This window comes from Nonomuraea sp. NPDC049129, from assembly GCF_040648495.1.
Lineage (GTDB): Bacteria > Actinomycetota > Actinomycetes > Streptosporangiales > Streptosporangiaceae > Nonomuraea.
Window position 1 is genome coordinate 199,854 of sequence record NZ_JBEZDU010000005.1, and the last position, 20,856, is coordinate 220,709.

The following is a 20,856-nucleotide window of genomic DNA, read 5'->3' on the forward strand; positions in this document are numbered from 1 at the left end:
TCGGTTTTTGTCTTCGGGCCTGACCGGCGGCTCAGACAGAGAGGGATTGATGAGGGGCGGAACAACACGCCTTGCGGCAGCGGGCGTGGCGATCGTGCTGGGGCTCGCGGCGTGCGGTGGAGTGGACACGGGCGGCGGCTCGACGAATGCGGCGAAGCAGGAGATCACGGTCACCGCGTTCGCGGGTGCCTGGGGTGAGCTGTTCAAGAAGTCGTTCGTCGAGCCGTTCCAGCGTGACACCGGCGTCAAGGTGAACCTCGTCTACGGCGCGAACGCCGAATGGCTCACCAAGCTGCGCGCGGCCGGCGGTGAGAACCCGCCGTTCGACGTCATCGCCTTCACGCCCGACGCCTCGCGCCCCGCCGCGGCCACCGGCCTGCTCCAGCCGCTTCCGACCGACCGGCTGGCGCACTGGAAGGAGCTGGACCCCGTACTGACCGAGAAGTCCGCCTATGACGGCAAGCAGTACGGGGTGCCGCTCACCACGGGTTCGACCGGGCTGATGTACCGGACCGACAAGATCAAGAATCCGCCCGCCGACTGGTCGGACATCTTCGACAAGCAGTACTGCGGCCATGTCGCGCTGCCGCCCCTGACCTACAACCCGGGCCTGGAGTTCTTCTCCGCCCTGGTCACCTCCCAGGGCGGCAAGCTGTCCGACCCCGCCGCGGTGGACAAGGCGTTCACCCAGCTGGCGAAGCTGAAGGGCTGCGTGTCGTCGTTCCCGGCCAACGCCGGCAACGCCGCCACGGTCATGGAGAACGGCGACGCCTGGATCATGCCCTTCTGGGACGGCCGCGCCTTCGCCATGGAGCAGGCCGGCTCGCCGATCGGCTACACCTATCCCAAGTCCGGTCCGGTGGGCGCGCTGACCTCGTACTTCGTCGCCGCCGGCACGGCGAAGACCGTTCTCGCCACCAAGTTCCTCGACTACCTGACTGCGGCGCCCAACCAGAAGCCCTTCGCCGAGGGCACCTGGTACGCCGCCGGGAACGACACGATCACCTACAGCAAGGAGTTCGACCAGCGGGTGCAGCACGGCCCCGAGGTCTATCGCAAGTTCATCTGGGTCGACTACGCGGTCGCCACCCCCAAGCTGAACGAATGGCAGCAGCGGTGGAACCAGATCTTCGGCTGATCGAACTGCCCGAGGAAGGCGCCGGACACGTCGAGATCGAGGGCCTGGCCGCCGGCTACGAGGGCGCCCGCGTGCTCGAACTGGAGCGGCTGTCGATCCGCAAGGGCGAGTTCCTCTCGATACTCGGGCCCAGTGGCTGCGGCAAGACGACCCTGCTCAACTGTGTCGCCGGCTTCGTGCAGCCGACGGCCGGGCGGATCGTGATCGACGGCGCCGACGTGACGGACCGCCCGCCGTACCGGCGGGGGCTCGGCATGGTCTTCCAGAGCTACGCGCTGTTCCCGCACATGACCGTCGCCGGCAACGTGGCGTACGGGCTGCGGATCCGGCGGCTGGACCGGGCCGAGCGGGAGGAGCGGGTACGCGAGGCCCTGCGCCTCGTCGGCCTGGAGGGCTACGCGGACCGCCGCCCCCGGCAGCTGTCCGGCGGGCAGCAGCAGCGGGTGGCCCTCGCCCGCGCCCTCGCCATCCGGCCCGCCGTCCTGCTGCTCGACGAGCCGCTGTCCAACCTCGACGCCAAGCTGCGCAGGGAGATGCGAGTGGAGCTGCGGGCCATCCAGCGCCGCATCGGCACCACGATGGTCTTCGTCACCCACGACCAGGAGGAGGCGCTGGCTCTGTCCGACCGGATCGCGGTCATGAACGGCGGCCGGATCGAGCAGCTCGGCACCCCCGACGAGGTCTACCGCCGGCCGGCGACCCGGTTCGTCGCGCAGTTCATCGGCGCGGCCAACGTCCTGGAGGGCACGGTGGCCGACGGCCGGCTCGACGTGGACGGGATCCTGCTCGACGCCGGCCCGCTACCGGTCCGGCAGGGCGGCCGGGCTGTGGTCGCGATTCGTCCCGAACGCATCCGGCTGGGCGCTGATGGCCAGGGCGTGCCCGGGACCGTGGGCTACCGCGCCTTCGCGGGCGACGCCTGGCACGTGGAGGTGCGGCTGGCGAACGGGCGCACGCTGACCGTGCAGGTCGCCGACACGGGCGCCGACTCCGCCGACCCACCGGGCGCGGGCTCGGGCGTCGTCGCGCACTGGGACCCGGCGGACGTGATCGTCCTCGACACGGGAGCGGGATCGGGCGAAGACGTGGGAGCCACCGGAGACGCCGGAGACGTGAGCGCGGACGGAGACGTGGGGGCGGGCGGATGACCCGTGCCAAACGATGGGCCGGTCTGACGTACGTGGCTCCGCTGGTCGTCTTCCTGACGGCGCTGTTCCTGGTGCCGCTCGTGGAGCTGCTCCGGCTCAGCTTCAGCCCGGTCGACTCCTACAACACGGCGCTGCCCGGCTTCACCCTCGACCAGTACAAGCGGGTCTTCACCGAGCCCTACTTCTACGGCTCGCTGCTGGAGACCCTGGCCACCGCGCTGCTGGTGGCGACTCTGTGCGTGCTGCTCGCGTACCCGGCCGCGTACGTCCTGGCCCGCCGCGCCCCCGGGACGATGCGCACCCTGCTGTTCGTCATCGTGATCTCGCCGCTGCTGACCAGCGTGGTCGTACGCACCTACGGATGGGTCGTCCTGCTGTCCGGCAACGGGGTCGTCAACCGGCTGCTCGTCGCCACCGGCCTGCGGGACGAGCCCGCGCGGCTGCTCACCAGCTACCCGTCGGTCGTGATCGCCGTCACGCACGTGCTGCTGCCGTTCGCGATCATCCCGCTCACGACCGCCCTCGGCGGGCTGGACCACAACCTGCACCGGGCCTCCCAGACGCTGGGCGCCGGGCCGATACGGACGTTCCTGCGGGTCACGGTGCCGCTCAGCCTGCCCGGCGTGGTCACCGGCGCGCTCATCGTCTTCGCCCTCGCCATGGGGATCTACATCACGCCGCTGCTGGTCGGCGGCGTCACCCAGCCGCTGGCCGGCATCCGCGTCTACGACCAGGTGGAGACGGTGTTCAACTATCCGGTCGCGGCCGCGCTCAGCTTCGCGCTGCTGGCGCTCACGCTCCTGTCCACGACGCTGCTCGCGGGCGGGTTCCGGATCTGGGAACGGCGGCTCCATGGCTGAGCGGCGACGGAGGTTCGGCTACGACAGGGCCGTGGGGCTGCTGGGCGGCGCCTGCGCGACGGCCGTCTTCCTGTTCCTGATCGCGCCGCTGGTGGTGCTGGTGGTGAGCTCGTTCAACCGGGACGCCTCGATGGCCTTCCCGCCGTCCGGGCTGTCACTGCGCTGGTACGCCGAGGTGCTCGGCTCGCCCGACTGGCAGGTGTCGTTCCGGCTGAGCGGGATCCTCGTGCTCATGGTCGTACCGACGACCGTGGTGATCGGCACCCTCGCCGCCTACGGTCTGGCGCGGGGCTCCTTCCCCGGGCGGCGGCTGCTTCAGGGGCTGGCGCTGTCGCCGCTGATGGTCCCGGAGATCATCACCGCGCTCGGTCTGCTCTACTACTTCCACGGCGTCGGCCTGATCAACAGCGTCCCCGGGCTGTGGCTGGCCCATTCGCTGGTCGCGCTGCCCTTCGTGGTGCGCGCGGTCATGGTGAGCGCGGCGAACCTCGACCCGGCTCTCGAACGGGCCGCGACCAGCCTGGGCGCGGGCCGGGCCCGGGTCTTCTTCACCGTGACGCTGCCGCTGCTGCGGCCGGGCATCCTCGCGGGCGCGATCCTCGCCGCGGTCACGTCGCTGGGCGAGGTGGCCGTGACGGCTCTGGTGGCCGGTGCCAACACCACGACGGTGCCGCTGCGGATCTTCTCGGCCGTGCAGTACCAGCTCGACCCGTCGATGGCCGCGGTGTCCACGCTCCTCATGGCCGCGAGCGTGGTCGTGATGGTGATCGCCGATAGGTTCGCTCGTATTTCGGAGGCTTTGTGACTACGGCTGTTCCCTTGATGGCGCGGATCGGCATCGACGTCGGGGGCACGTTCACCGACCTCGTCGCCGCCGTACCGGAACGCGGCCTGGTGGTCCACCACAAGGAGCCGAGCACGCCCGCCGACCCCTCCAGAGCCGTCGCGGACGGGCTGGCGGCCATCCTCGCGCAGGCCGGCCTGCGGCCCGAGGAGATCGGCGGTATCACGCACGGCACCACGATCGGGCTGAACGCCATCATCCAGCGCCGTGGCGCGCGGATCGCCCTGGTCGTGACCGAGGGCTACCGGGACATCCTGGAGATCGGCCGCAGCCGCATGCCGTCCTCCTTCGACCTGTACGCGGGCAAGGAGGAACCACTCGTCCCGCGTGACCGGATCGTCGAGATCTCCGCCCGGCTGGGCCCCGGCGGCGTGCCGGTGGCCGAACCGGACGCGCCGGAACTGGACCGCGTCGCCGCCCGGCTGCGCGCCATCGGGGCCGACGCGGCGGCGGTCCTGGTCCTGCACGGCTACACCGACCCGGACTTCGAGGAGGGCGTCGCGGCCGGCCTGCGGGCGCGGCTCCCGGAGCTGCCGCTGATGGCCTCCGCGACTGTCTGGCCCGAGGTACGCGAGTACGAGCGGGCGCTGGTGGCCTGCCTCAACGCCTACATCCAGCCGCTGATGCGCGACTACTTCGGACGGCTGGAGAGCCGGGTACGCGCGCTGGGCGTGCCCGCCCCCATCTTCATCAGCGCGTCCAACGGCGGGTCGATGAGCCTGCGCTCCGCCGCCGAACGGCCCATCGAGACCGTGCTGTCCGGCCCGGCCGCCGGAGTGGCCGCGGCCGCCCGGCTCGGCATGGGCGCCATCGTCACCTTCGACATGGGCGGCACCAGCAGCGACATCGCCGTGACCGTCAACGGTTCGCCCGAACTCGCGACGCACACCACGGTCGGCGGGCTGCCGCTGATCGTGCCCGTCGTCGCGGTGAGCGCGATCGGGGCGGGCGGCGGGTCCGTCGTCCGGGTGGACGATCAAGGGGTGCTCAAGGTCGGGCCCGAGAGCGTCGGGGCCGAGCCCGGCCCGGTGGCGTACGGCCGGGGCGGGGACCGTCCGGCGGTGACCGACTGTTACCTGGCGACCGGGCTGATCGATCCGGCGACGTTCCTCGGGGGCCGGATGCGGCTCGACGCGGACGCCGCCGGCAAGTCCCTCGCCGACCTCGCCACCCGCCTGGGCTCCGCGGGGGACGGCGCCGCTGAGGAGGCGGCGCACCGAGTCGCCTCGGGCGCGCTGCGGGTGGCCACGGCGGGCATGGCCACCGAGCTCCAGAAGATCATGGCCCAGCGCGGCCTCGACCCCCGGCTGTTCACCCTCGTCCCGTTCGGGGGCGCGGGCCCGACCCACGCCGCGATGCTCGCCGAAGAGGTCGGCATCACCCACATCGTGGTACCGCCCACGGCCGCCACCTTCTGCGCCCTGGGCGCGGCGGGCGCCGACCTGCGCCGCGACTTCGCCCGCAGCCTGCGCCGCCGCCTCGACCCCACGAGCGCCGCCCGCCTCGCCGACATCCTCGGCGAACTGTCCGGCCAGGCCCGCGCCTGGCTCACCGAACAGTCCGCCGCCGCGGCAGGCTCCTCGCTGTCCTACTCGGCCGACATGCGCTACTCCGGCCAGGCGTACGAGCTCCGTGTCGCCCTGGATCCCGGCCGGTTCGAGGTGGCGGCGATCTCCGAGGCGTTCCACGCCGAGCACGAGCGTCTGTACGGCTTCCGCGACCAGCACGCCCCCATCGAGCTGGGCACCGCCAGGCTGGGCGTCGTCGGGCCGGTGGCCGAGCTGCCGTCCGCCGCTGTACGCCCGGGAACGGGACGTCCCACCCCGCACGGCCGCAGGCAGGTCCTGCTCGACGGCGCGTGGCACGCCGCCGACGTCCACCTGCGGACGACCCTGGGCGTGGGCGACGCGTTCGACGGCCCGGCGATCGTCGAGCAGGACGACACCACCGTGGTCGTCCCGCCCGGCTGGTCCGGGGACGTGGACGGCGCCGGGAACCTGCATCTACATCGAAAGGCCTGATCGTGCGGCTCGACCCCGTCACCTTGGAGATCGTCGGCAACCGGCTGAGCGCCCTGACCGAGGAGATGTGCCTGACGCTGCAGCGTACGAGCCGGTCTCTGTACGTCAAGGAGACCGCCGACTTCTGCTGCGCGCTCGCCGGACTCGACGGCGGCTTCGTCGCCTACCCGCGCGGCATCGGCGTGTCGGGGTTCGTCGGGCTGAACCTCCTGGAGGCGGTACGGAGCGCCGGGCCGCTGGAGCCGGGCGACGTGATCATCACCAATGACCCGTACCGGTCCGGCGGCCTCGCCACCCACCTCACCGACATCCAGGTCATCGAGCCGTACTTCCATGAGGGCGAGGTGGTCGGCTACGGCTGGGCGTTCATCCACTGCTCGGACATCGGCGGCCGGGTGCCGAGCAGCCTGTCGCCGATCAACGACGAGATCTACCAGGAGGGCCTGCAGATCCCGCCGGTCAAGCTGGTAAGCGCGGGCGAGCCGAGCCGCGACGTGGAGGCGCTGATCACGGCCAACAGCCGCACGCCGGAAGCCAACCTGGGCGACATCCGGGCCATGCTCGCCGCCCTGCGCACCGGCCGCGAACGGCTCGCGGGCGTCATCGCCCAGCACGGCGTGGACACGGTGCTCGCGGCGCAGGACGACCTGGTCTCCTACACCGCGGGCAAGGCCAGGGCCGCCCTGTCCCGGCTCGACGACGGCACCTACCGGTTCGTCGACTACCTCGACGACGACGCGGTCTCCAGCATCCCGGTACGCCTGTCGGTCACCGCGACCCTCGACGCGGGCGAGCTGCACCTCGACTTCACCGGTACGGATCCGCAGGTCGCCGCGGCCTTCAACATCGCGACCCTGGGCCGGCCGCACGCCTGGATCACCACCCGGGTGCTCGCGCTCATCTGCACGCTCGACCCGGGCATCGCGCTCAACGCCGGGCTCATCGAGCCGATCAGCGTCACCGCGCCGGAGGGCTCGCTGGTCAACCCGGTGCGCCCGGCGGCCGTGGGCGTACGGCATGCCTCGGCGTCCCGCGTCAACGACGCCGTCGGCGGCGCGCTGGGGCTCGCCGCTCCGGCGATCCTCCCGGCGGCCTCCAGCGGCCTGGTGGTGCCCGTCGTAGTGGCCGAGCAGCAGAACGTCCAGGTGCTGGAGCCGATGGTCGGCGGAACCGGCGCCCGCGACGGCGCCGACGGAGTGGACGGCCGCGACAGCGGTATCTCCAACCTGTCCAACAACCCGGTGGAGACAGTCGAGACGGAGATCGGCGTCGAGATCCTCCGCTACGGCCTGCGGGCGGACTCCGGGGGCGCCGGGCGCTGGCGCGGCGGCTGCGGTCTCGAACTGACCTTCCGCGTGCTGGACGACGGCTCGAAACTGCTGGCCCGGGGGCTGGAACGGCTGTGCTTCCGCCCGTGGGGCGTGCGGGGCGGCGGTCCCGGCGCGCCTACGGAGCTGATCGTCAACCCGGGCACGCCGGGAGAGCGCCGGCATCTCAAGATCGATGTGCTGCCGCTGGAGCGTGGGGACGTCATCACCCTCCTGACCTCGGGCGCGGGCGGTTACGGCGACCCGTACACCAGGGACCCCGCCGCCGTCCTGCGCGACGTGGAGCGCGGGGTGGTCTCGCCTGAAGCGGCGGCGCGCGAGTACGGCGTGGTGCTCGACAGCACCGATGTCGGGCTCGCGGTCGATGAGGCGGCCACCGCCGCGACCCGGCTGCTCGACCCTCGCGAGGGCTTCGGATTCGGGCCCGAGCGGCAGGCGTGGGAGTCCGTCTTCGACACCGGCACCGTGGACCGGCTGGTGGCCGCGCTGTTCCGCCTGCCGCGACCGGCGCGTCAGCCTCGCCGTAGCGCCCTGTACCACGCCGTACTCCGCGAACTGCCCGACGGCTTCCCCCGAATCACCCCTGCCCCGGACCAGCTCGACACCGCCCGCCGTACCCTCATCAAGGAGATCATCACGCTGGAAGGACTCGCATGAGGGGAATCGACGCGGTGATGGGCCGGCTCGACGACGCGGCCCGGGACGAGCTCGCCGCGCTCTACCGGGACCTGCACCAGCACCCCGAGCCCGCCTTCGAGGAGAAGCGCACGGCGGGCATCGCCGCCGATCGCCTGCGGGAGGCCGGGTTCGAGGTGCGCACCGGCATCGGCGGCACCGGCGTGGCGGGCGTCCTGCGCAACGGGGAGGGGCCGACGGTCGCGCTGCGCGCCGACATGGACGCCCTGCCGGTGCTGGAACGCACCGGCCTGCCGTACGCGAGCACCAATGACGGACTCATGCACGCCTGCGGCCACGACATGCACGTGGCCTGCTTGTCCGGGGCCACGCACCTGCTGTCGGCGGGCCGCGACCAGTGGGCGGGCACGCTCGTGGCGCTGTTCCAGCCCGCGGAGGAGATCGCGGCCGGGGCTCAGGCCATGGTGGACGACGGGCTGTTCGACCTGACCGGCCGGCCGGCCGTCGTCCTCGGGCAGCACGTCCTCCCGCGACCGGCGAGCACGGTGTTCATCCGGTCGGGAGAGATCCTGGGCGCCGCCGACAGCATGGAGATCCGCCTGTACGGCAGGGGCGGGCACAGCTCTCAGCCGGAACGTACGGTCGACCCCGTGATCCTGGCCGCGGCCATCGTGATGCGCCTGCAGACGGTGGTCTCCCGTGAGGTGTCCCCCTTCGAGCGCGCCGTGCTGACGGTGGCCCAGATCCACGCGGGCCACAAGGAGAACGTCATCGCCGACGAGGCGTCCATCACGCTCAACATCCGCACCTTCTCCCCCGAGGTCCGCCGCACCCTGCTGGCCGCGATCGAACGCGTCGTCAACGCCGAGGCCGCGGCGTCCGGCGCGCCCCGGCCGCCCTCGTTCCACACCCTCAACGCCTTCCCCCTGACCGCCAACGACCCCGGCGCCACCGCCGACGTGACCGGCGCCTTCACCACCCGCTTCGGGGCCGCCCGGGTGGCCGACCTGGCGCCGATGATGGGCAGCGAGGACTTCGGCGTCTTCGGCACCGCCGCCGGGGTGCCTTCCGTCTTCTGGGGTCTCGGTGGCATCGATCCGTCCCAGTACGCGCGCGCCGAGCGGGAGGGCCGCCTGGCCGAGGACGTACCGGGCAACCACTCCCCCTTCTTCGCCCCCTTGATCTCCCCCACCCTGCCGATGGGCGTCGAAGCCCTGGTCACCGGCGCCCTCACCTGGCTGAGCCGGTGAGTTACCGCGCCAGCCGCCCCAGCAGGCAGGAGGCCGCCGTGATGCCGAGCGCCGCGGCCGCGAGCAGCACCGCGAAGTCCAGCGGCAGGTTCGTGGGGATGCCGAGCAGCAGCCCGCGCAGCGCGTCGACCTGGTAGCTGAGCGGGTTGATCACGCTGATGTACCGCAGCCAGTCGGGCATGGCCGTGGTCGGGTAGAGCGCGTTGGACGCGAAGAACAACGGCATCGTGATGGCCTGCCCGATGCCCATCAGCCGGTCGCGGGTCAGCACGATCCCGGCGATCGTCACCGACAGGCAGGAGAAGAACGCCGAGCCGAGCACCACGGCCACGATGACCCCGGCCAGGCGTACCGGGTTCCAGGTCATGCTCACGCCCAGCAGCGCGGCGATGAGCACCACGACCACCGCCTGGATCATCGCCTTGACCCCGGCGGCGAACGCCTTGCCGGTGACCAGCGCGGCCCGCGGCGTCGGCGTGACCAGGAGCTTGGTCAAGACACCCGAGTCGCGTTCCCAGATGATCTGGATGCCGTAGAAGATGGCGATGAACATGGTGGACTGGGCGATGATCCCGGGCGCCAGATAGTCGAGGTACGGGATGCCCTCGGTGGGGATCGCCTTGATGCGGGTGAAGGTCTCGCCGAAGATCAACAGCCACAGGGCCGGCTGGATCGCGCGGGTGTACAGCTCGGTGCGATCGTGGCGCAGCTTCTGCAGCTCCACCACGCACATCGCGGCGACCCTGGCGGGCAGCACCCGCCACCCGGTGCGGGCACGCGGCGGAACGAGCAGCAGGTCGAAGCCGCTCCTGTCAGCCGAGTCGAGTGGCAGTGGTGCGGGTACGTCGGACATCGCGAAACTCCCCTCCTCCGTCGCCGAGGCCGCTGCCGGCGACGTCACGGAAGACGTCCTCCAGCGTCGGGGCCGAGCCGTCGCCGAGGCGGGCGCGCAGGTCGTCGGTGAGCTGCTGCGGTGTGCCGAGCGCCCGTACGCGTCCCTGGTGCATGAGCGCGACCCGGTCGCAGTATTGGTCGGCCTCGTCCATGTAGTGCGTGGTGACCAGGACGGTCATCCCGGTGGCGGCGCGTACCGCCATGATGTGCTCCCACACGCTGGTGCGGGCGATGGGGTCGAGCCCGATCGTCGGCTCGTCGAGCATGAGCAGGCGCGGCGCGCTGACCAGCGCCTGGGCGAGTTCGAGGCGGCGTACCATGCCGCCGGAGAAGGTGGCGGCCATCCGGTCGGCGGCGTCGCCGAGCCCCACGGCCTCGAGTGCCTGCTCGACACGGGCCGCCCGCTCACGGCGGGGGACGTCGAAGACGCGGGCGAACAGGGAGACGTTCTCCCGCCCCGTCAGGCTCGCGTCCGCCGACAGTTGCTGAGGGACGTAGCCGAGCAGGCGGCGTACCGCCATCTGCTCGGTGGCCGCGTCGTGCCCGAAAACCCGCACCATCCCGGACGGGATGGGCAGCAGCGTGGTCACGCAGCGGATGGCGGTGGTCTTGCCCGCGCCGTTGGGACCGAGCAGACCGAACACCTCACCGGCGACGACCGTCAGATCAAGGCCGTCCACGGCCCTGGTCTGCCCGAAGGAGTAGCGCAGGCCCGTACAGGCGACGGCCGGTGCGTCGTCACTCATATCATTTCCGCCTCCTCTCGCAGACCCTCGGCCAGCCGGCGCAACGCCGGAAGCGCGGCGGCCAGCGCGACCCGGTCTACTTCGCTGAGTCGTTCCACCCGCTCGCGAACGAGCGCGGCCCGCCGCTCCTCCCACGCCCGCAGCCGCGCCTCGGCCTCGGGGGTGAGCAGCAACCGGGCGGAGCGGCGGTCGTCATGGCCGATCTCGCGCCGCAGCAGCCCGGCGGCGGTGAGCTGATTGACCAGCGTGGACACCGAGTTCCCCGCCAGAAAGAGCTCCTTGGCCGCCGCCGAGACGCCGATGCCGGGATTGGCGCCGACCAGCCGCAGCAACTCGACCTGGGCACCACGGAGCGGCGGCCCGGTCATCCCTTGGCGCAGCCGACGCCGAATGAGCCGCTGGATACCGGTCAGGACACCGACGAGGGCGTCAGGAAGGTCCGCTGCGCTCATCCCAAAAAGATTAGCTCTGCTCACGAGCTAATGGGAAGACCCCAGCTCAGCAGTATTCGTAGTACGAGTTGACCGCGGGCTGGCCGGTGTAGTTGGGACCGGCTTGATCGTCAGACCCCCGGTAGCGGTACGGCAGGTCGATGAGACGCCGCCCCGTCCAGCCGATCCGCCGGGTCCGGCCGTCGTACCTCACGCCCTGCGAGCGCAGCGACGTGGTGAGGCGGCGGCCCGCGGGCGCGCCGCCCTCCAGACGGATGGCGCGAACGTCGAAGTTCGCGAGGAACAGTCCGTCATCGGCCAGCCACGTGCCGATCCTGGCAAGCAGCCCGAGCTTGTCACCGATGTAGTGCAACCCGTGTACGCAGGTGATCAGGTCGAAGGGATGCTCGGGCCGCCATGTGGTGACGGAGGCGGTGATCAGCCGCAGGCGGGGCGGGCACGGCGTGCGGGCGAAGAAGCCGACCAGATCCACACCGACGATCTCAGCCTCGCCACCCTCGCCGCCCTCGCCGCCGAGCAGATCGGCGGCCTGGCCGAGGGCGTACCCCGTCCCGCAGCACAGATCGAGCCAACGCACGGGCTCCCCCGCGCGCCGCCGGGCACGCAGTGTGTCGACGACGTCGATGCCCAGCTCGCGGTTGTAGCCGGGCAGGCGGCGTTCGCGGTTCATCCGGCAGTTGGCCACGACGGAGGAACGCTCGAGCGCGTCGTCGTCGAGCAGATTCACGACCTCACCTCCACTGACCGCCACCCAGGCCCTTGACAGCCCGCTTTACAGAAAAGAAACTTAACCAAATGCCTTGAGAGAGCGCTCTCTTAGTTTCAGGACGGCAAGGTGACCGCGCAGCCGGCACGATCGTGAGGAGCCCGAACCATGATCACAAGACGAACCCTACTCGCCGGCGCGGCGGTAGCCGCCGCCACTCCGGTGCTGGCCCTCGCCCCCCGAGCCGAGGCCGCCACGGTGCTCCCCCTGACCGTCGTCAACCACACCTTCCGGTACGCCAACAACGCGATCTTCCTCTACATCGTCGGCACCGACCTGGCCACCGGCCAGCAGGTCTACGTCCGCGCGGACGGCACGAGGGTGCCGGTATCGGCCTCACTCAACGGCCCCGACGGTTTCGCCGACCTGTCCATCCCGCTCGCCGCCAACGGCGACACCCGCCTCAACCTGCCATGGATGTCCGGCCGCATCTACGTCTCCATCGGCCAGAAGGTGAAGTTCAGGGTGGTCACGGACGGCAACGGCCGACCGGCGTTACAGCACCCGGCCGGCTGGGTGAGCTCGGACCCCAGCTACGGCGTGCTGCACGACTTCATGGAGTTCACGTTCAAGAGCGACGGCATGTTCTGCAACACCACCATGGTCGACATGTTCAGCATCCCGATGGAACTCCGGCTCGACGGGCAGTCCAGCCAGACCGTCGGCACCCTCGTCCCCAACGGCCGCGACACCATCTTCGCCGGCATCGCGGCCAACCCCGCCTTCCGGCCCCTCATCGTCGGCGACAACCTCCGGGTGATCGCTCCGGGACACGGCATCGACTCGGGCATCTTCTCTTCCACGTACTTCGATCCGTACATCACGCAGGTCTGGAACACGTACGCGTCGGCCAACCTGCGGGTGACGGTCGGCGGGACCACCTACACCGGGCGGGTGTCCGGCGGCCAACTCGTCTTCAACAACGGCATCCGGACGTTCGCCCGGCCGAGCACCCGCGACATCTTCTACTGCAACGGCGCCCTGGACGCCGGCGGCACCTCCGGCCCGGTCGCGGCGATCCTCGGCGCCGCGTTCAACCGCTCGACCCTGCACAACCACCCCGACCAGCCGACGACCGACCGGAACACGTTCTATCTCACGTCGATCAGCAACCATTACGCGCGGGTCCTGCACGAGAACACCCGGGACCACAAGGCGTACGGGTTCCCGTTCGACGACGTCGCGAACTACGCGTCCTATGTACAGGACCTGGCGCCGACGTCACTGAGGCTACGACTCACGCCGTTCAACGGGGCCGCCTGACCTCCGGTCTGACGGACTTCCGGTCCGACAGGAAGTGTCGGTCTCCCTGTCTAAGGTCCAGGCTGTGATCACCTATCTCACGGGCGACGCGACCGACCCGGCCGGCAACGAGCCGCGCATCATCTGCCACATTTGCAATGACGTCGGCGGCTGGGGCCGTGGGTTCGTCCTGGCCGTCTCCCGCCGCTGGCCGGAACCCGAGGCCGAGTTCCGCGCCTGGCACCGCTCAGGTACGGGATTCGAGCTGGGCCAGGTGCAGCTGGTGCAGGTCGAGGAGTCCCTGTGGGTGGCGAACATGATCGGCCAGCACGGCATCCGGCCCACCAAGGAAGGGCCGCCCATCCGCTACGACGCGGTCGACCGGAGCCTGGAAGCCGTCGCCATCAAAGCCATCGAACTTGGCGCGAGCCTGCATATGCCACGGATCGGCTGCGGCCTGGCCGGCGGGACCTGAGACCGGATCGAACCGCTCATCACCCACCGGCTCGTTACAAAAGGCATCCCGGTGACCGTCTACGACCTGGAGTAAGCGCCCACCGTTCCTCCTCCCGCACCGCTCTCCCCATGAAGATCCACAGGCGACAGGTCGCTGAGCAGGCCGGGCAGGACGAGCTCCTACACCGCCGGCACCGCATTCCATCACCTCGGCAGGGTGGATCCGGGGCCCGGCCGGCTGCTCTCCGCGTTATGTCAGCGGCGGCGTCAAGACGGCGACAGCCCGGTATCAGAGCGATTGGCGATGGTGGACATCGAAAGAACACCGCACAAGGAGCACATGATGCAGCAGTTCGACACCCTCGCCCCGATCACCGCCGTCCTGGACATCCCCGCCGGGCGCGTTCAGTTCATCGCTGCCGACCGGGCCGACACCACGGTTGAGGTCCTGCCCGCCAACGCCTCCAAGGGCCGTGACGTCAAGGCCGCCGAGCAGACCACGGTGGAATACGCCGACGGCGTCCTGCGGATCGAGACCGCGACGAAGAACCAGTACCTCGGCCCGACCGGATCCATCGAGGTGACGATCCAGCTGCCCACCGGTTCCCGCGTCGAGGCGAAGTCGGGCAGCGCCGAGCTCCGGACCGTCGGCCGCCTCGGCGACGTCACCTTCGAAGGCGCCTACCACCAGATCAAGCTGGACGAGACCGCGAGCCTGCGCCTCACCGCGACCGACGGCGACGTCGAGGTCGGCCGGCTGGGCGGCGCCGCGGAGATCAGCACCGCGCGGGGCGACATCCGGATCGCCGAGGCCACCGGCGGCAAGGTCGTGCTCCGCACCCAGTCCGGCGACATCACGATCAGCGCCGCCGCCGGCGTCTCGGCCTCCCTCGACGCCGGCACCACCCACGGCCGCATCGCCAACACCCTCAAGAACGACGGCACCGCCGAGCTCGACATCCACGCCACCACCTCCAGCGGCGACATCACCGCCCGCAGCCTGTGACCCGCAGCCTCCCAAGGAGAGGCAGACCAGGCCCGGTGACGACGAACGGCCCCGGTCCATCCATGTGGACCGGAGCCGTTCTAGAGAGCACGGCGAATGCCTTCTATGACGGCCACGGCCTCCGGAGAGGAGCCGCTCTCCTCCCAGAGCGCCAGCCACTCCGAGTCCTCGCCCATCACCCGGTCCAACGCCCGCACGGCCAGCGCCACGAGTTCGTCATCGATCTCCACTCTGCCGCCTTCCAGCAGGAAGTCCGGCGCATAAGGCGAGGTGATCGGCACACCGCTGCGCTGAGAGGCGACAATGGCCGCTGCCGCGATAGCCTCCGATGCCTCGTCGCTGTCCAGATATCTCGTACGACCCGCAGCGGCTTTGAGCGCCTTGCGGAGCAGAGCCGGACGCCGCTCAGGGGCTGCGTTGAGCGATCTTGCGGTGGCCAACGCCGCGGAACGGCTACTCTCGGGGGTTCCGTCGCGCTGCTCGGTGTTCGGCGGCCGCGATCATGCCGAGGATATAGCCGTACCCCTGCGCGTATGCCTGCGACTTCGATGGGTCGGCGTCACTCGGAGGTACGTGGTCGGGGTCGATCGCCCCGTCGTATCCCGCGTCGGCCAGGATGTTGATGATCTCCGCGTGGTCGATGTCACCCTCGCCGCCCCACGTCTCGATGAAGTCGTTGCGCCGCCCCTTGATGTTGCGCAGGTGGATGTTGAACACCCGCTTGGTGGCGGCCAGCCGCTGGACGATGGGGTAGATCTCTCGCTTCGGGTTCCACAGCATCTCCGCCAGCGTCCCGCAGCAGAGGTTGAGGCCGTGGTAGCGGTTGCGGCGCAGGTCCAGGAACGTGAACAGGCCCTTGCCACCGGGGACGCTGAGGACGTTCTCGACCACGCCGCGGTACCCGCCCGGCGGCGTTCCCGGATCCTGGGGGTGGCAGGCGAGACGCACCTTGTACTGCTCCGCCACCGGGACGACCCGCTCGAGGAAGTAGTCGATGCGCTCCCAGTACGTGTCCGGATCGACCTTGCCCGCGATGGTGTCCGGCAAGGTGTAGTCGAGGTCGCTCGCACGGAACTGGCGTAGCTTCGATCCCCCGCGGCCGGGCACCTCACCCGTGGTCATCACACCCAGGATGCTCATGTTGTATTTGATGGTTCCGACGCCGGCACGGCCACAGGCCTCGATCATCCGCTGAATGTCCTCGATGTCCCGCTCCCGCTCAGGACTCTTGCCCATCATGATCGCGGGACGGAAGTCGGTGTCGATCAATGATGATTCGAGGAACGGCAGGGCGACCATGTCCATCTCCAGGCCCTGGCTCTCGATGCGCTCCTTCTCCTGCTCCACTTCGGACACGAGCCAATACCCGCGATCGCCGGTCTTCTGGTCGTAGGGCGGGTCCACCGGGTAGCCGCACACTCGGGCGACGCCGTGGCGCTTGAACTCCTGGAGCGCGGCCTCAGACGGCGAGCGCCGCTGGGTGCCCAGCACCATGCGGGGCTTGGCGGTGTTGCCCGGCTCCTGGGCGTCGGCGGATGCTGCCGCGGCAGGGTCTGACGAGGCCATCATCGACGCGAGGCCGGCCCCGGCCGTCGCGGCGCCGGCGCGGAACAGTGTTCTGCGATCCACGTTGCTCGATTCCATGTGCGGTTTCCCTTCTGGGGGGTGCGGACGAGGCGTGATGACGAAACCCCGGTGTGCAACGAGATGGCTGATGGGAAGGACGCCGCGTTGTCTCATGTGCGTCTATGCCGGGTACGGGTGCTAGCCGGCTCTGAAGACCGGTGACCCGTCGTCGGGAATGGCGATGGCACTCGATGGCGTCAGGTCGACCCGACAGGTCCAGCCGGCGCGGACGGAGCGGGCGACCGCCTCGGCTTCGGCGCGCGTGTCGAAGCGTTGCGTTCGCAGCACTTCGGTCACGTCGGTTCTGATCGACTCGACCGGTCCCACTCCGGGCAGGTTCGCAGGTCCACGCGAGGCGAATCGAACCACACCTGGTCCAGCCATACCGAGTTCCGCCTGCCGTGCGAGGTGGTCACGGTATCGGAGTCGTCGCCGGCGAGTTGATCGTCAAAGTGGGTCACGGGAAACGCGAGCAGGCCGGTGGTCAATCGGCTGGCCGGTTCGGAAGGGGGGTCAGCGCCACGCCGTCACGCTAGGAGCATCGATGATGCTTGTCCAAGAGCATTTCCGTATCACTTGATACCGTGATGGCATCATCGGCGGCGGCGCTCAGTAAACACCAAGGTCACCGCGTGGGCGGACCATCGGGGCAACCGGTCCCCAGGGCGTGCAGCACCCGGCTGAGCGCTGGATTACGCGAGTGCCGCGACCATAGTAGGTGCAGTTCGACGGGTTCGGGATGGCGACTGGCCAGGGGTACGTATTCAACCCCCGGGACGTTGTTCCGGGCGGCGGATGCGGGAACGAAGGCGATACCACGACCGGCGGACACCAACCACAGCATGGTGAGCACCTGGCTCACGCTGTGCACCACTCGTTCCTGGGTCAGCGGCACAGTGCTGACCACCAGGTCGTAGAAGTAGCGAGCTCGCTGCTGCCCGTGGAAGATCAACGGCTCTGTGCCGAGGTCGTCGGCGTGCGCGGGCCGATCGAGTCGGGTCAGCCGGTGCCCGGCGGGCACCGCCAGCAATAGTGCCTCGCGATACACCAAGAGGGAATCAAACAACTCGGGGTCGAACGGTGGGCGTGCCAGTCCGAGGTCGAGGTCCTCGCCGGCGAGAGCTGCGACCTGTTCGCGGGTCACCATTTCAAACAGTTCGATCTGTACGTCCGGCAATTCGTGTTCGAGCTGGTTGAGCATACGGCCAAGGACACTGAACGTGGCTGTGGCCGTGAAGCCGAGCCGAATCAAGCCACAAGTGCCGAAGTGGACGCGCTGCGCCAGATCGGACGCGGCTTCGGCGATGGCCAGAATGCGCCGAGCCTCGCCGAGGAAGGCCTCACCGGCCGGCGTGAGCGCCACGCGCCGGTTGTCACGTTCGAGCAGTTGCACGCCCACGGCTGATTCGAGTTTCCGGATCTGCCGACTCAGCGGCGGCTGGGTCATGCGAAGCCGCATGGCCGCCCGACCAAAGTGCAGTTCCTCGGCTACGGCGACAAAGCCTCGGAGTTGCTCAAAGGTGTACATCATACGGGGAAGGTATCTCTCCATCCACCAACGGGGTTGGACGGGCATTTTACGCAGTCACCGGCTGTGCGCGCTCGCAGATGCGGCTCGCAATCGTTCCTCACGGATCATGCCGAGGCCCCGTCCGGTCGAAACGTTCACGAACAGCTCCGGTCGTGGTCGGGCCACCCAGCCTCGGGGTTCCGGACTGCTGCAGACGCCCCAGTACGCCCAGGCGTCGCGGCCACGTTGGTGGACGGCTCGCGGGAGGAGATCCAGCGCCGAGCCGAGGCACGGATCACCCGTCAGCAGCTGCTGATCCAGGACATGCCGCCCGAGGTCACCGTGATCCTGGACGAGGCCATCCGGCGGAGGCACGTATCACGATCTATCTGATCCCTTTCGGCGCGGGTGGTCATACCGGACTGGACGGCGAGTTCACTGTTCTCGACCTTCCTGACGAAGAAGATCCTCCCGTCGTCCATCAAGAGGGGCTCACCCCTTGAGCCTGTATGTAATGGCCGCACCGAGAATCTCCGATGGGCGACCGTTTCGCTGCGGTGTCGTGTAGTCACCCTGTGGGCGTTCCGACTGGTGCAGGCCAATATCACCGCCTATGTCAGCGGCAGAATACAGAGCATCATGCCCGAAATGAATCCTCGGCATATTGCAGCATGTTTTTTCATCCGTCATCGTTGCAGCTGATGCCCGCATTCCGGACCGCTCCGTCTGTATGGCGCAGAAGCCGGGCCTAGGCATGGATTGGTGTCGAAACGGCGTGATAGCCAAGAGAAAACTGTCAGAAATTGTGTATAACGAGGCGGGTGGGATAGTTTATGGTTCGCTTGTCCAAGCCCGTGACATATCCGGCGGAGTCCATTTCCACGAAGTGGCCTCCCTGCCCGCGCCGAGCCAGCTTCCCCCGCGCCCGCGTCTGATCGACCGTGAAGCCGCCATCGCCGAGCTCGATGGCCTGCGGGAGGACGCGGCGGATGTGCCGGTCACCGTGCTGATAACGGGTTCGGTGGGCGTGGGCAAGTCCGTGCTGGCCCTGAGCTGGGCGCACATGATCCGCTCGTACTACCCCGACGGGCAGTTGTACGCCGAACTGCGCGGACATTCCGACCGTGCCCCGGCCTCCCCTCAGGAAGTGCTGGGCGACTTCCTGCACGCCCTCGGCATCCCGGCGGAGCTCATACCGGGCGAACCGGCCCAGCGGGCGGCGCTGTATCGCACCGTGACCCATGACCAACGGCTGCTCGTCGTGCTCGACGACGCGCTGACTGCGGCTCAGGTACGCCCGCTGCTTCCGGCCTCGCCGACGAGCGTCACTGTGGTGACCAGCAGGCACCGGCTGACCAGCCTGCTGGCGCAGGGTGCGCGCGGGGTGTACGTCGACCGCTTCGACGCCGCGGCGAGCCTGGCGTTTCTCCGCGACACCCTGGGGAGCGACCGGGTGGACCGGCAGCGGGAGGCAGCCTCCGAACTGGTCGAACTGTGCATGCGGCTGCCACTGGCCCTGAGCGTGGCGGCGGCCCGCCTGGCCGCGCGGCCGAGCTGGCCGCTGCGCGAGGTTGTCACCGCGCTGGCCGAGGAGCAACGGACGCTGACGATCGGAGACGACATGGCAGTCCGCTCCGCGCTCGACCTCTCTTACCGAGCGCTCGGCCCCGAAACTGCGCGGCTGTACCGGTATCTGGCTCTCGTACCAGGGAGCACATTCGGTGGTGACGCGGTGGCCGCGCTCGCCGACATCCCCCGGCTGGAGGCCAGGCGGCTGCTCGGGGAGCTGACCGACGCGAACCTGCTGACCGACATCTCCGACGGCCGCTACCGCTTCCATCACGCGCTGGTCCGCCTGCACGCCGCCCAACTGGCCGAGGCGGAGGACCAGCGCGAAGCCCGTGAGGGCGCGGAGGGGCGGTTGCTCGCCTGGTACCTCGCCACGGCCGCGCACGCGGAACGGCAGCTCCGGCCGTACCGCACCGGGCTGCCTCGCGATGCCGAACCGCCGCCCGCCGAGCCGACGGACTTCGGCGGCCCACAGGACGCACTCGGCTGGCTGGCGGCCGAACGCGCGAACCTGAGTGCCGCCGTCACCCTGGCACACACACGGGGGCGGGAGGTCTCGGCATGGCAGCTCGCCGATTCCATGTGGTCGCTGTTCCTGTACATGGGCCATCAGGTGGAGCGGGTCGGGGTGGAGGAGACGGGGCTGGCGGCGGCGCGCGCGGCCCGAGACCCCTACGCCGAGGCGAAGATGCTGAACCGCCTGGGGCTGAGCCTGTACGACCTGGGGCGCTACGACGACGCCGTCGAGCGGTTCGAGGAGGCGCTGCAGATCTGGCGTCGGCTCGGCGAGCGGGGCAGAGAGGCCGGATCACTGCGGCGGCTCGGGCTGGTCTCGGCGGCGCGGGGTGACCATGAGGTGGCGATCGCCAGGTTCACCGCCTCGATCGCTATGTACCGGGAGTCGGGGGCCGACCGGCAGGCCGCGCTGGGACTTACGGATCTCGCCGGCGTTCTCGTGGCTCAGGGGCGGGGATCTGACGCGGTGATCCATCTGGAGCAGTCGCGGAGGATGCTGAGCGAGGTCGACGACCTCTATAACCGGGCCCGAGTGGGGCTCCTTCTTGGGTATGCCCATGTCAATCAGGAGCAGGCGGATCGTGAGCTGCGTTCCGCGCTGGAGATCATGGACCAGCTGGGATCTTCGGTCGGCCGGGCCGCAGCCCTCGAGGGCCTGGGCGAACTGGCCGAACGTACCGGCCGACCGGAAGAGGCACATCACTGCTATGAGATGGCGCTGGAAGTGCTTGGCGAGGCCGAGTCTGCGACCTATCTCCGGCTCAGGGGCCGCCTGGACCATCTCTCTTGAGGGTCCCTTAGCTGAAAACCACCTTCAGCGCCTCCAGGACCCACATCATCATCATTGG

At 69.7% G+C, this 20,856-nt stretch carries 19 protein-coding genes and 1 pseudogene; 12 read left to right on the forward strand and 8 right to left on the reverse strand.

Annotated features, from left to right (window positions below):
* Positions 1-85 precede the first annotated feature (85 nt).
* Genes AB0B64_RS16855 through AB0B64_RS16885 form a run of 7 tightly spaced genes read left to right on the forward strand, consistent with a single transcriptional unit; the run spans position 86 to position 9,225 of the window.
* Positions 86-1,138, forward strand: coding sequence for an extracellular solute-binding protein (locus tag AB0B64_RS16855; protein ID WP_357956205.1), 1,053 nt, complete (start codon positions 86-88; stop codon positions 1,136-1,138).
* A complete protein-coding gene (locus tag AB0B64_RS16860) occupies positions 1,117-2,286 on the forward strand; it encodes an ABC transporter ATP-binding protein (protein WP_357956207.1) in 1,170 nt (389 codons plus the stop codon). The genes AB0B64_RS16855 and AB0B64_RS16860 overlap by 22 nt, the downstream gene beginning before the upstream one ends.
* Positions 2,283-3,146 carry an ABC transporter permease gene (locus AB0B64_RS16865; RefSeq protein ID WP_358178258.1) on the forward strand — a complete coding sequence of 288 codons (864 nt, stop codon included), beginning with the start codon at positions 2,283-2,285 and terminating at the stop codon, positions 3,144-3,146. The genes AB0B64_RS16860 and AB0B64_RS16865 overlap by 4 nt, the downstream gene beginning before the upstream one ends.
* Complete coding sequence (locus AB0B64_RS16870; RefSeq protein ID WP_357956212.1) at positions 3,139-3,951, forward strand: ABC transporter permease; 813 nt, start codon at positions 3,139-3,141, stop codon at positions 3,949-3,951. The genes AB0B64_RS16865 and AB0B64_RS16870 overlap by 8 nt, the downstream gene beginning before the upstream one ends.
* Entirely contained in the window at positions 3,948-6,011 is a 2,064-nt protein-coding gene (locus AB0B64_RS16875) for a hydantoinase/oxoprolinase family protein (RefSeq protein WP_358178260.1), read from the forward strand. The genes AB0B64_RS16870 and AB0B64_RS16875 overlap by 4 nt, the downstream gene beginning before the upstream one ends.
* 2 nt (positions 6,012-6,013) lie before the next feature.
* The gene (locus AB0B64_RS16880) at positions 6,014-7,996 is read left to right on the forward strand and encodes a hydantoinase B/oxoprolinase family protein (RefSeq protein ID WP_358178262.1); all 1,983 of its coding nucleotides are present in this window, start codon (positions 6,014-6,016) and stop codon (positions 7,994-7,996) included.
* Complete coding sequence (locus AB0B64_RS16885) at positions 7,993-9,225, forward strand: amidohydrolase (RefSeq protein WP_357956220.1); 1,233 nt, start codon at positions 7,993-7,995, stop codon at positions 9,223-9,225. The genes AB0B64_RS16880 and AB0B64_RS16885 overlap by 4 nt, the downstream gene beginning before the upstream one ends.
* A 1-nt stretch (position 9,226) precedes the next feature.
* Here AB0B64_RS16885 and AB0B64_RS16890 read toward each other — a convergent pair whose 3' ends face one another.
* From AB0B64_RS16890 to AB0B64_RS16905, 4 genes are read right to left on the reverse strand one after another with little or no spacing between them, the layout of a single operon-like run.
* Entirely contained in the window at positions 9,227-10,078 is an 852-nt protein-coding gene (locus AB0B64_RS16890) for an ABC transporter permease (RefSeq protein ID WP_358178263.1), read from the reverse strand.
* Positions 10,038-10,865 carry an ATP-binding cassette domain-containing protein gene (locus AB0B64_RS16895; protein WP_357956226.1) on the reverse strand — a complete coding sequence of 276 codons (828 nt, stop codon included), beginning with the start codon at positions 10,863-10,865 and terminating at the stop codon, positions 10,038-10,040. The genes AB0B64_RS16890 and AB0B64_RS16895 overlap by 41 nt, the downstream gene beginning before the upstream one ends.
* Positions 10,862-11,317, reverse strand: coding sequence for a MarR family transcriptional regulator (locus AB0B64_RS16900; protein WP_358178264.1), 456 nt, complete (start codon positions 11,315-11,317; stop codon positions 10,862-10,864). The genes AB0B64_RS16895 and AB0B64_RS16900 overlap by 4 nt, the downstream gene beginning before the upstream one ends.
* Positions 11,318-11,363: 46 nt before the next feature.
* Positions 11,364-12,044: a class I SAM-dependent methyltransferase gene (locus AB0B64_RS16905; protein ID WP_358178266.1), complete on the reverse strand. Its 681-nt coding sequence runs from the start codon at positions 12,042-12,044 to the stop codon at positions 11,364-11,366.
* Between the two features lie 147 nt (positions 12,045-12,191).
* Between AB0B64_RS16905 and AB0B64_RS16910 the strand changes: the two genes are divergently transcribed.
* The 3 genes from AB0B64_RS16910 to AB0B64_RS16920 all read left to right on the forward strand — a co-directional run bounded on the left by AB0B64_RS16910 (position 12,192) and on the right by AB0B64_RS16920 (position 14,787).
* Entirely contained in the window at positions 12,192-13,346 is a 1,155-nt protein-coding gene (locus AB0B64_RS16910) for a beta-1,3-glucanase family protein (RefSeq protein WP_358178268.1), read from the forward strand.
* Positions 13,347-13,410: 64 nt separating this feature from the next.
* The gene (locus tag AB0B64_RS16915) at positions 13,411-13,800 is read left to right on the forward strand and encodes an Appr-1-p processing protein (RefSeq protein WP_358178270.1); all 390 of its coding nucleotides are present in this window, start codon (positions 13,411-13,413) and stop codon (positions 13,798-13,800) included.
* Positions 13,801-14,124: 324 nt separating this feature from the next.
* Complete coding sequence (locus AB0B64_RS16920) at positions 14,125-14,787, forward strand: DUF4097 family beta strand repeat-containing protein (RefSeq protein ID WP_358178704.1); 663 nt, start codon at positions 14,125-14,127, stop codon at positions 14,785-14,787.
* 80 nt (positions 14,788-14,867) lie between these two features.
* On the opposite strand, the gene AB0B64_RS16925 is transcribed toward AB0B64_RS16920, so the two are convergent.
* The 4 genes from AB0B64_RS16925 to AB0B64_RS16940 all read right to left on the reverse strand — a co-directional run bounded on the left by AB0B64_RS16925 (position 14,868) and on the right by AB0B64_RS16940 (position 17,944).
* Entirely contained in the window at positions 14,868-15,227 is a 360-nt protein-coding gene (locus AB0B64_RS16925; protein ID WP_358178272.1) for a DUF4259 domain-containing protein, read from the reverse strand.
* A gap of 13 nt (positions 15,228-15,240) precedes the next feature.
* Positions 15,241-16,416, reverse strand: a complete 1,176-nt coding sequence (locus tag AB0B64_RS16930; protein WP_358178274.1) for a mannonate dehydratase — start codon at positions 16,414-16,416, stop codon at positions 15,241-15,243.
* A 135-nt stretch (positions 16,417-16,551) separates the two neighbouring features.
* The gene (locus AB0B64_RS16935; protein WP_357956244.1) at positions 16,552-16,710 is read right to left on the reverse strand and encodes a hypothetical protein; all 159 of its coding nucleotides are present in this window, start codon (positions 16,708-16,710) and stop codon (positions 16,552-16,554) included.
* Positions 16,711-17,038: 328 nt separating this feature from the next.
* Positions 17,039-17,944: a LysR family transcriptional regulator gene (locus AB0B64_RS16940; RefSeq protein WP_357956247.1), complete on the reverse strand. Its 906-nt coding sequence runs from the start codon at positions 17,942-17,944 to the stop codon at positions 17,039-17,041.
* A gap of 228 nt (positions 17,945-18,172) precedes the next feature.
* On the opposite strand from AB0B64_RS16940, the pseudogene AB0B64_RS16945 reads away from it, so the two are divergent.
* Positions 18,173-18,426: pseudogene (locus AB0B64_RS16945) on the forward strand (Scr1 family TA system antitoxin-like transcriptional regulator).
* A 383-nt stretch (positions 18,427-18,809) separates the two neighbouring features.
* Positions 18,810-20,798 (forward strand): tetratricopeptide repeat protein, encoded by a 1,989-nt coding sequence (locus AB0B64_RS16950; protein ID WP_358178276.1) that lies wholly within the window; start codon positions 18,810-18,812, stop codon positions 20,796-20,798.
* Positions 20,799-20,856 lie beyond the last annotated feature (58 nt).